Raw genomic sequence first — 11321 nt, forward strand, 5'->3', positions numbered from 1 at the left:
GCCCTCACTTCACCGTCAGCGTTACCGACTTCGCCGCGTACTCCTTGCCGGTGCTCTCGCGGCGGGACAGCACCGTCAGCGGGTGCGTCATCGGCTTCACCCACGGCTCGGCGTAGATCACCACCTCCCGCGCCGAGTCACGTTCCGTCAGCAGGATGCCGTTCAGCCCGATGTTCATGACGCGGACGCCGTGCGGCAGCCCGCGGACGTCCAGCGGCACGCGGCCCTTGAAGTTGTTCCGCCGCTCCACGCTCACCTTGAACTTCGTTTCCTGGCCCGGCCGGATCGTCAACGACTCCGTGGACACGCTGGTCACCAGGTCGCCCGGCTCGACCAGCTTCGGCGTGCCGAGGCCGACCGTCTGCGTCACCGGCTTGCCGTCGATGGCCGCGGTCGCTTCGAGCTTCAGCTCGCCGGCCGGGGCGGGGGCGTCGGCGTCCGCGAACAGCGTGAACGTCGTCGTGACCTGTTCCGCCTCGATGAACGTCTCCGCGGCGCGGAACCCTTGCGGCACACCGACGAGCTTCAGTTGGATCGGCCCCTCGTACCCGTCGAGCCGCGTCGCCGTCACCGTGACGGGCAGGCCGTTCCCCTTCCACACGGCCGGGGCCTTCGGCGTCGCGTCGATGGTGAAGCCGGGCCGCGGCGGGCGGACGGTGAGGCGGTAGGCGTGGGCCGGGCCGCCGACGCCGCGGGAGTCGGTCACCCGCACCTGGTACGTGCCGTCGGCCGGCGGGTCGAACAGGAGCATCGCGTCCTTGCCGAAGCCGGGGCCGCCGTCGTCGTTGCGGTACGCGATCGGGAACACCGGCATCCCGTTCGGCGGGAACGTCGCCCCCGGCGGGTGGATTTCCACCTTGTACATCTCGTTGCCGAGGTAGTGGTGCGTCGGCGTGGTGCCGAGGTAGCCGAGCCGCTGGCCGCCGCGGGCCACGAACTGGCAGTCGTCGTCCGGCCCCTTCGGCAGGGCCGCGATCCGCATCAGCTCCGTGCCGCAGTACAGGTAGTCGTCCATCGCCAGCTCGTTCCACGACTCGAGCCGGATGCCGGAAATCGCGGAGTCGTTGTCGCGGAACGTGCTGCACGTCTTCGCCACGCACCGCAGCGTCGCCCGCTGCACCGGCTTGCCGGCCGCGTCCAGGATTTCGATGGCGGAGTCGAGCGGCGACCCGAGCCGTCGGGCGTGGACCTCGACGACCAGCCGCTCACCCTTCTTCGCGGGGAACTTCACCGTCTGCGCGTCGCCGGGCTTGGCGAGGATGCCGTCGGCGGTGGCGGGCAGCGACCGCAGCTCCGCGCCCGAATCGGTGACGACGACGGAGGGGAACTCGCCGACCACGACGTGAAGGTCGCCGACGACGGCCGGCATTGGCCGTTGGGTAAAGGACAATATGGCTTTGGCCGGAATCGGGGTTCCGATCAGATCGGACGGGTCGGATCGGGCCGGGGCTGTCAGACCATCGGGCGAGCCGAGGTTTACGCCGTCTACGTGGATAGTAACCTTCTTGCCCCGTTGAATGCCGAGCGGGAAGACGGACGTGATGACCGGCACGTCTCCCAAGTTTAACCGATAGGTCAGGTCCGGGCCGCCGCGGTACGTCTCGTCCCGCACGCCGACGGCGTACCGCCCGGCCTTCTGGATCACGTACCCGAGCGTGTCTTTCTCGCTCTCGGCGAGGACGCGGCCGTCGACGTCGGTGAGCGTCAGCCGCGGGTCGAGTTTGCCGTTCGGCGTGACGACCTGCACGCCGACCTGCTGCCCGGCGGTTGCGTCGAAGGCGAAGTAATCCGTGTCGCCGGCCCGGTCGATGCTGCCGAGGACCGTCGTGGGCAACGTCACGGCCATCGCGGTCCGGGCCGAGTCGGTGTTGCCCTTCTCCATGACCGGTTGGTGACGGTCGATTGCGAAGTTGACGGGGGCCGAATTCCCCGCCGGGGAAAGTACGCGGAGTTTCACGACCCCGGCGGCCGCGACCGCCGGAACGGTCACGTCCGCTTCCAGCCGGGTCGGACTCGTCGAGACGATTTTGGTTTCCAACTCGGTCGCGAAAGCGGCGGTCGCCGTGTCGAGATTCTGTCCGTCGATGACGACCCGGACCGTCTTGCCGCGGACGCCGGAGTCGGGCGTGACCTTGCTGACGGTCGGCTGCTTCGGCTTCGCCGGCAGGAACGCGGCCCCGGCCTTCCCACTCATCGGGTCGATGAACAAGCCGACGCCGTCGAACCGGCCGGCGGCGAGTTGCTTGCCGTCCGGCCGCAGCGCGAGGGCGTGGACCACGTCCGGTTGCTTCTCGAACACCTTCCGCTCGACCATCTTCGCCGCGTCCCACGCCTTCACGACCGCGTCCTCGCCGACGGTGTAGAGCGTGCCGCCGTCCGGGGCGTACCGCAGTTGCAACACGCCGCGGGCGTGGGCGAACACGGACGACTTCAGTGTGCCGCCGTCGGCGGTGGCGGCCCAGGTGCGGACGCTCTTGTCCACGCCGCCGGCGGCGAGCGCGGTGCCGTCCGGCGACCACGCGACGGCGTACACCCAGTCGGTCGGGTCTGAGAGCGTGTACAGCCGCTTGCCGGTGGCCGCGTCCCACACCTTCACCGCCCGGTCCGCCGACCCGGACGCGAGCAGCTTCCCCTGCGGGTGGAACGCGACCGAGTACACCGCGTCGCTGTGGTCCTGGAGCGTGAGCTTCGGCGCGTCGGGCCTCGCGGTGTCCCACAACTTAATGACACGGTCGTACCCGGCGGACGCGAGCGTGCCGCCGTCCGGCGAGAACGCGAGCGTGTAGATCGCGTCGCGGTGGGCGGCGACCTCCGCCGTCGGCTTAGGGTTGACGGCCTTGCCGAGGTCATACAGGCGGACGACGCCGGACTTGCCCGGCTCGCCAGCGGCGACGGCGAGCGTGCCGGCCTTCGAGAACGCGACGGCGGTGACGCGGCCGGCCTGCGGCAGCGTGGCGACGGCGTCGCCGGTCGCGGGATCGACGAGCGTGACGCTGCCATGCGTCCCGGCGGCGAGGAGTTGGCCGTCGGCGCGGTAGGCGAGCGCCGTCACCGGCGGGGCGGCGAGGGCGGGGGTGGTGAGGAAGAGTAGTGGGAGAATGATTCGGAACATGGGTTCTGGATTCTTGTGGGAGGGGCGAGAGCCACACGCACGATCGTGCGGGGGCTTTGGGGGCGTTGACTTCGCGCACTAGCGGTTGAACAGAAACTCCTGGCTGGTCAGCACGGCCCAGAACAGGTCCTCCACCGCCTCGCGGCGGTCGGCGTCCGTCTTCGCCTCGGCCAGCAGTGCCACGAGCTTCGCCCGCTCCGCGGCCGTCGGCTCGCGGGCCAGGGCCAGCTTGTACAGCCGCGCCACGACTTCTTCGTCCTTCTCCTTCACGAGCGCCGCGGCCCGCGACTTCGGGTCGCGGAGCTTGTCGTTGAGCGTATGGCCGTTGTTCAGGTGCAGCGCCTGCCGCACGCTGGAGTCGGTCGTCCGCTCGCACGAGCAGACCTGCAGCCGGTCGGCCCGGCCGAAGGCGTCGAGGAACCGGGAGATGAGCAGCGAGTCCGGCAACTGCATCGCCCGCGTGCCGGGCGGGAAGCTGGCGTCGTTCCGCTCGCCGCCCGTCGGGCCGAGGGAGAGCTTGTTGAACGGCGTCGGCACGCCGCTCACGTCGCTGTACGCGTCCAGCAGCACCTCGGCGCTCAGCCGCCGGACGAGGTAGCGCGAATAGAACCGGTCGTCGGCCGCGTTCGCCGGCAGCGGCTTCGACGACCGCTGGTAGGCCGCCGAGTTCAGGATCGTTCGCATCAGGTGCTTCACGTCGAAGTTGTGCGCGACGAAGTCCTTCGTCACGGCGTCGAACAGCTCCCGGTTGCTCGGCGGGTTCGACTCGCGGAGGTCGTCCTCCGCCTCGACCAGCCCGCGGCCGAGGTAGTTCTTCCAGACGCGGTTCACCAGCGCCTTCGCGAAGTACGGGTTGGCCGGGGCCGTGAGCCAGTCGGCGAAGTACTCGCGGCGGTCGGTCGGCGCGTCGAGCGGTAGCGGCGTGCCGTCGAGCGGGGCCGGGGGCGTCGGCGTGCCCCGCCGCAGGTGTAGCGCGTCGCCGGTCGGCAGGCTCTGGACGTACACCTCGCCCGCGCGGTCGCCGTTCTTCAGCCCGACCCGGCCGAACAGGTTCGCCATCGCCCAGTACTGGTCTTGTGTCCACTTCTCCAGCGGGTGGTTGTGGCACCGGCAGCAGTTGATCGACATGCCGAGGAAGGTGACGGACGTGGACTCGACGAGGTCGGTGATGTCCTTGTGGATGACGTAGTAGTTCCCGGCCCCGCTCGTGAGCGTGCTGCCGGAGGACGTGATGACTTCCTTCGCGAACTTGTCCCACGGCTTGTTGTCCGCGACCGCCTGCCGGACCTGCCGGTAGAACGCCCACATCGCCGGCTGCTGGAGCTTCCGCGACGACACGAGCAGCAGGTCGGACCACTTGAACGCCCAATAGTCCACGAACTCCGGTCGTTCGAGCAGCGCGTCGATCAGCCTCGCTCGCTTGTCGGGCCGCGTGTCTTTCAAGAAGGCGTCGGCCTCCTCGGGCTTCGGCAGGATGCCGCAGGCGTCGAGGAAGGCGCGGCGGACGAACTCGGCGTCGGTGCATTGCTCGGACGGCGGCAGGTTCAGCAGCCGCAGCTTCGTGAGGACGTGGTCGTCGATGAAGTTCTGCTTCGGCGATTTCGCGAACACGGAATCGTCGAGTTTGTTCGCGAACGGCGACGTGACGGTCATCGTCGTGATCCGCGTGCCGAAGTTCGCGGTGACGGCCGCCTCGCCGTGGCCGTTGACCTTCAACTTGCCGTCCTCATCGACGGCCGCGACGAGGTCCTCGGTGGAGGAGAACTTGCACCACCGGGTCACGTCCCGCGTCGCGCCGTCGGAATAGGTCGCGACGACGACCACCCGCAGCCCGGCCTGCGGCTTCAGGAGCGCCGCCTTCGGGAAGACTTCGATCTTCTCCAGGTTCGGGTCCGAATCGCTCGGCCCCGGCGACCCGGCACGAATCCAGTCGCGGACGATCTTGTAGTGGACGCCGTCCTCGGGGAGCCGCTCGCCGCCGACGTGCGGCATCAGCTTCGCCCCCTTCTTGAGGACGAGCGATTCCTCCGGCACGCTCTGGTCGATGCGGCGGGCGGCGGCCTGGCGGGTGAGGACGAAGTGGTCGGACTCCGGGTCGTACCCGCGGAGCGAGAGCTTGAGGCCGCCCTTGCCGGCGAGCGCCCCGTGGCACGCCCCGGCGTTGCACCCGGCCCGCGTCAGCACCGGCTCGACGTGGTTGCGGAACGTCCACGCCGCCGGCTTCGCCGTGCCCTTCACGACGAGTTTCGCGGTGGCGGTCTGGCCGTTCACGGTGGCGGTGATGGTCGTCTCGCCGTCGGCGAGCGGCGCGACCGTCGCCGCGTCGAGCTTCGCGAGCTTGCCGTTCGCGAGGGCGAACGTCGCCGCGGCCGTGTGGTCGGCGACGGCACGGCCGTTCTGTTCGTCCACGACGAGGAGCTGCGCCGCGTCGTCCGGCCCGCTGAGGGTGACGGCCGGCGGGTAGACCTTCAGCTCGGCGCGGGCGGTCCCGGCGATCAGGAGGGCGAGCAAGGGGAGAAGGAAGCGCGGCATGTTGGGTGGAGATCAGGGTTGGAGGTTTTCTTTTTGCATTTTTCATTTCGACTTTTGCATTGGTTCAGGACATGACCGGACCAATGCAAAAGTCGAAATGAAAAATGCAAAAAGAAGAATCAAAACAACTCGGAGATCGGCTTCACGCCGAAGTCCACAATCGGGATCGGCCGGTTCTGCGGCCCCGGCAGGTCCTTGTGAATCTCCAGCCCGAGGCCGTGGGCGATCGTCGCGGCGACCTCGCCGGGCGTCACCGGGCGGGTCTTCGGGGCGTAGGCCAGCTCGTCCGACTCGCCGACGACGCGGCCGCCCCGGATCGGGCCGCCGCCAATCAGCATGGACCAGACGCCGGGGTGGTGGTCCCGGCCGCCGGCCGGGTTGATCTTCGGCGTCCGCCCGAACTCGCCGGTCGCGGCCACCATCGTCGTCTTGTACAGCCCCCGCTCCGTCAGGTCCTCCAACAGCGCCGAGTACGCCTGGTCGAAGTTCGGGGCGATGAACTTCGCCATCTCCTGGATGTCCGTGAACGGCTTCGACCCGTGGATGTCCCACGTCAGCTCGTCGAACACCGTCTCGAACATGTTCACGGTGACGAACCGCACCCCGGCCTCGATCAGCCGCCGGGCCATGAGCATCGACTGGCCGAACCGGGTGCGGCCGTACCGGTCCTTGACCTTCGCCGGCTCCTTCTCCAGCGCGAACGCGTCGCGGGCCTTCGCCGAGGACATCAGCTTGTACGCGAGCTTAAAGTTGTCGTCCATCTGCTTCGCGGCGGCCGTCTTCTCGAAGTTCGCGACCGCCCCGTCCACGGCGTCCCGCAGCTTCTGCCGCCGCTCGGCCCGCACGGCCGTCAGGTACTCCGGCGGGAGCAGGTCCGGGACCTTGAAGTTCGGCACGGCCGGGTCCGCGTTCAGGATGAACGGGTCGTAGGGCTTGCCGAGGTAGCCGGCCGATTCCGCGTGCGGCAGGTTGCCGCCGGTGCGGCCGATCGGCTTCGGGACCATCACGTGCGCCGGCAACTCGCCGCGGCCGCCCTTGAGGTAGCCGAGCGTGCAGCCGAGGTGCGGGTGCTCGATGCCGCCGGTGAACAGCCGGCCGGTCTGCATCATCTGGTAGCCGGTGTCGTGGACGGCCGTGGCCGTGTGGTACAGCGACCGGATGACGGAGAACTTGTCCCCGTGCTTCGCGACCTGCGGGAAGATTTCGCTGATCTCGATGCCGCTGGCGGTCGTCTTGATCGGCTTGAACGGCCCGCGAACTTCCGCCGGGGCGTTCGGCTTCAGGTCGAACGTGTCGAGCTGGCTCGGCGCGCCGACCATCATGATGAGGATGCAGTTGACGTCGGAATCGGCCTTCGTCTCGCCGCGGGCCTGCGCCCCGAGGACGCCGCCGAGGGTGAGGCCGAGGGGCGTGAGGACGCCGGCGTGGAGGAAGTCGCGGCGGGACGTGCCGTCGCAGAACGTCGCCGGGCGGTCGGCATCGAGGCGGATCATCGGCGGTCTCCGGGGGTGGGTTATCCGGCGCGGGCTGCGGTCCGGCGGTAGTCGTCGAGTATTTGCTGCACCGCGTCCGGCCCCAGCCGGGCGATGATGTCGTGGACGAGCTTTCGGTCGGCGGGTTGCACGCCGACCAACAGGTCAACAGGCGAGTTCGCCTCCACGGTGTCGAGCATTTGCAGGGGCGGACCCCAGACAACCCTCTCGGACAGTTCTGCCGGGTCCAACGGGTGGGGGTTCGTAGGCCCGGTGGTCTCGATGATTTGAAGCGGCGGACCGCGGAAGGTACTCATGTGTTTTCACCGTGCTTGGATGCGTTCGCGGGCGAGCGGCGTGTCGCTCTCCCCCTCGACGAACAATTGGAACTCGTAAACGCCGGCCGACGCCAGGCGGACGTCGCCCAACGTCAGGGCGAATTGAGAAACGAAATCCTCCTCGGACACGACGATCGGACGACTCGACGGCCATTCCTGGGGCTCGCCGTTAAGCCCCACCTCAACTTCGTATTCCTCATCGTACCCGTTCGTCTCGATCCGCACGAGTTTGATTGAAAACTGATACTCGCCAGCCGTGCCGTAGACTTGGCAGAAGGCAAAGAGCCGGGCGTACCGCAGCGGGTAGCCGCCTGGGTTCGGATGGGTATGCACCACCAGTCGGCCGAGCGAGAACTCGTCCGGCGTCGCCGGGTCGTACCAGACCGACTGACAGATCAGCAGGTGGCGGCAGGTGAGCGACAGGTCGTCTGGCAGCACGTCGCCCTCCGAGGAACCGCCCGACGAGATTATAAAATCTGCGGTACTGGTGAGGTTACCGAATCGCTCTCATTTCTTCAACGATAATTGAACGGCCCCGGCGGGTTCGACGTGGGCCGACGACGCCCGACCGTCACGCCCCCTTCGGCACGGCCCAGTGGCCGTCGCGGTAGCGCCGCTTCAGCATCGCGTTCGCGTCGGCGTCGCCGACGACCTGCTCCGCCCTCGGGTCGAACGCGACCGCCTTCCGGGTCCGCGTGGCGATGTTGGCGAGGTGGCACATCCCGGCCGCGACGTGCCCGGCTATCGCCGGGGCGTTCGGCCTCTCGCCGCTTCGGATCGCGTTCAGGAAGTTCGTGTGGTGGGCCACCAGGTCCACGCGGCCGGTCATCTGCTCGACGAGCTTGTTCCGCGGGCCGTACAGCTTCCAGCCGACGGTGTGGCCCATCACCAGCAGCCCCTTCGTGCCGTAGAAGGCGTTCCCGTTCTCGTACTCCTCCTGCACGTAAGGGGACCAAATCCGCTGCTCGTAAACGAACTGCCGCGTCTTGCCGCCGGGCGAATCGAACTCCATGACGGCATACTGCGTGTCCGGCCACTGTTGGTCGTCGTCGAAGAACAGCTTGCTCCCCAGGGCGGCGACGCGGTTCGGCAGCGCGTCGAGCTTCAGCCCCCAGGACGCGACATCGACGTTGTGGACGCCGTCGTTGCCCATGTCGCCCGCGCCGTAGTCGAAGAAGAACCGCCACATCGACGGGACGCGGTTCGAGAAGAACGGCGATTCCGGCACCGGGCCTTGCCACATCGCGTAGTCCAACCCTTCCGGCGGCGGGGTCGGCTTCACCTTGCCGAGGTTGCGGCGGAGTTGGCTGTTCCACGCCTTCGCGACGAGCACGTCGCCGATCGCGCCGTCGTGCAGCCGCTTCATCGCCTCCTGCACCGTCGGCGAGCTCCGGGCCTGCGTCCCGACTTGGATCACGACCTTGTTGCGAGCGCCTGCCTCGACGAGTAGCCGGCCCTCGCGGACGTTGTGCGAGCACGGCTTCTCGACGTAGACGTGCTTCCCGGCGTCCGCCGTGAGGATGCCGCCGGGCGTGTGCCAGTGGTCCGGCGTGGCGTGCCACACGCCCACGACGGCCTTGTCGTCGAGAATCGTTCGCATGTCCGTCACGGACGCGACGCCGTCGCCGACGATCTTCGCCGCCGCGGCGAGCCGGGTCGCGTCGGCGTCGCAGACGTACTTGACCTGCACGTCTTTCCGCGCGGCGAGGAGCTTGAGGTGGTTCGTCCCCATGCCGCCGCAGCCGACGAGCGCGACCGGCAGCTTGCCGTCGGCGGCGGTGGTGCGGGCCGCGGCCGCGAGGGCGACGGCGGACGTTTGCAGGAACGCGCGACGGGTGTTCGCCATGAGAAGGCTTTCTGAAGAATGGCCCGCAGATGACGCGGACTTCGACGCAGATGAAGAGGATTAAGACAGAAATCGATTCTTGGTCTTGATCCGGTTTTCATCTGCGTCCGAAGGTCTGCGTCATCAGCGGGCCGTGTATTAACTTCGCCCCAGCCGGTCGAGGACGTTCTTCGTTACCCGGACGACGGCCGGGTCGTTCCCCCGCAGGCCGTGGGACCAGTCCGTACTGCCGACCGTCACCACCGTGCCGCCGCGGGTGTACGTGCCGAGCACAGCGTTCCCCACGCGGCCCTTCTCCCACTTCTCGTACCACTCGCAGTCGTCGGGATGCCAGCGGGTGGGACACGTCGCCAGCACCTCGAAGGTCTCCGGCGTGCCGTCCTTGAACGTCGGCGTCGGCAGGCCGTCCTTCCAGGTGAGTTCGCAGCCGTCGCACTCGTAGCCGACGATCGTGTCCTTGTCGCCGAACTTGTCGCCGCGCTTGAGATTGGTCCCGGCGAACAGCCAGTGGTCCGGGCGGTGGACCGTGTACTCGGCCGGGTCGGTCATGAACTGGCCGTGGCTCTTGCGGTAGCCGCCCCACAGGAACCCGACGCCGGTGAGCGCGTTCTCCGGCCGCCCGACGAGGTAGTGGCTCCAGAGCGTGGACAGCAACTTGTGGTTGCCGCCGCGGTAGACCGGGTCGTCGCCGAAGTTCTGCTTCCAGCACGCGAGCGCCCGGCCGTTGTCCTCGCTCCGCACCTGCCAGCAGCAGGTGTTGCCGCTGAAGAACGCGACGTTCCCGCCGTTGCCGATGAACCGCTCCAGGTGGTCCCGCATGGGCGACGACCAGTACTCGTCGTGCCCGACGCTGAGGACCAGCTTGTAGTGATCGAGGAGCTCCGGGCGGAACTCCAGGTCCGAGTTCGCGCAGTAGTCGAGGGCGTACCCGTTCGCCTCGGCCCACGCGACGAACGGCAGCTCCCACGTCGGGAACTGCGAGAACTGCGGCCGGTCGAATGACACCCGCCGGCCCTGGGCCTTGTGCTTGGCGTGGTAGGCGTACAGGCTGTACCCGTTCCAGTTCGTGTACGCGTTGTAGGTGTTGGTCGAGAGTTGCAGGAGAATCTTCGCATCCTTGCCGGGGTGGCGGGGGCGGACGACGAAGAACGCGTCGCGGTTCTTCTCGCCGAGCTTCACCGCGTAGTACCCGGACCGCCAGTCGTGCGGAATCTTGAGGGAGAACGTCACCGGCCAGTTGCACCCGTGCGAATCCGCGTTCGCCGGAATCGCGTGCGGCTTCCCCGGCACGTTCTCCTTGTTCCACATGACCTCGCGCGTCGGGCCGAGCCGCGCGATCTCCACGTTAAACGTCGGCGCGGCCGACGAGAAGTGGAAGCGAACCTCGTCGCCGGGCCGGTAGCTCAGCTGGTCCGTGTAGCCTTCGACGAGCTTCGGGGCATCGGCGGCGGGCAGTTGCGTCGCGGCGAGGAGGCCGGCCCCGACGGCGAGGGCGGTACGGCGATCGACCGCGGGGAGGGGGTCGTTCATGGCGGCGTCCGGGAATAGGATGCGTCGGCAGAGCCACAGTGTACCGCCGCGAGGGGCCGATGGGCAAAACGATTCTGTTCTTCTACGGCTCGCTCCGCCGCGGCGGGGCGAACAACTTCCGCGTCGCCGGGCAGGAGTTCCTCGGCGACGCCGTCACGCTGCCGCGGTATCGGGTGCTGGACCTGGGGACGTACACCGGCATGGTCCGCGACGCGGCCGGCGTCGCGGTTCCCGGCGAAGTGTGGGAGGTGGACGATGCGTGCCTGGCCGCGCTGGATGCGTTCGAGGGGCCGGACTACCCGCGGCGGCCGGTCGAGGTCGTCGGGTGGGAGAACGTGCAGGCGTACCTGTGGGGCGGGGATGGCGTAACGGATGCACCGGCGAGCCGAGCCGCCGAATCGGGCCGGGGTGGTCGGCCAAAAGAAACCCCGCCCCGTTCGCCGCGCCGCGGGCCCGGGTGGGTGCGCCACCGCCCCCCCCCACCGGCAACC

At 68.5% G+C, this 11321-nt stretch carries 8 protein-coding genes; 1 reads left to right on the forward strand and 7 read right to left on the reverse strand.

What is annotated here, in order from left to right; genetic code table 11:
• Positions 1–4: 4 nt before the first annotated feature.
• The 7 genes from AC5JJ2_RS02440 to AC5JJ2_RS02470 form a co-directional block, all read right to left on the reverse strand.
• Complete coding sequence (locus tag AC5JJ2_RS02440) at positions 5–3112, reverse strand: choice-of-anchor Z repeating domain-containing protein (protein WP_495856368.1); 3108 nt, start codon at positions 3110–3112, stop codon at positions 5–7.
• Positions 3113–3190: 78 nt separating this feature from the next.
• Positions 3191–5644 carry a DUF1549 and DUF1553 domain-containing protein gene (locus tag AC5JJ2_RS02445; protein WP_495856369.1) on the reverse strand — a complete coding sequence of 818 codons (2454 nt, stop codon included), beginning with the start codon at positions 5642–5644 and terminating at the stop codon, positions 3191–3193.
• Between the two features lie 119 nt (positions 5645–5763).
• Entirely contained in the window at positions 5764–7137 is a 1374-nt protein-coding gene (locus AC5JJ2_RS02450) for a DUF1501 domain-containing protein (RefSeq protein WP_495856370.1), read from the reverse strand.
• A 20-nt stretch (positions 7138–7157) separates the two neighbouring features.
• The gene (locus AC5JJ2_RS02455; RefSeq protein WP_495856371.1) at positions 7158–7316 is read right to left on the reverse strand and encodes a hypothetical protein; all 159 of its coding nucleotides are present in this window, start codon (positions 7314–7316) and stop codon (positions 7158–7160) included.
• A 123-nt stretch (positions 7317–7439) separates the two neighbouring features.
• The gene (locus AC5JJ2_RS02460; RefSeq protein WP_495856372.1) at positions 7440–7892 is read right to left on the reverse strand and encodes a hypothetical protein; all 453 of its coding nucleotides are present in this window, start codon (positions 7890–7892) and stop codon (positions 7440–7442) included.
• Between the two features lie 133 nt (positions 7893–8025).
• Positions 8026–9300, reverse strand: coding sequence for a Gfo/Idh/MocA family protein (locus AC5JJ2_RS02465; RefSeq protein WP_495856373.1), 1275 nt, complete (start codon positions 9298–9300; stop codon positions 8026–8028).
• 138 nt (positions 9301–9438) lie between these two features.
• Positions 9439–10830 (reverse strand): N,N-dimethylformamidase beta subunit family domain-containing protein, encoded by a 1392-nt coding sequence (locus AC5JJ2_RS02470; protein ID WP_495856374.1) that lies wholly within the window; start codon positions 10828–10830, stop codon positions 9439–9441.
• 59 nt (positions 10831–10889) lie between these two features.
• On the opposite strand from AC5JJ2_RS02470, the gene AC5JJ2_RS02475 reads away from it, so the two are divergent.
• The coding region (locus tag AC5JJ2_RS02475; RefSeq protein ID WP_495856375.1) for a gamma-glutamylcyclotransferase family protein at positions 10890–11321 on the forward strand (432 nt) is incomplete at its 3' end.

This window comes from Limnoglobus sp., assembly GCF_059499385.1.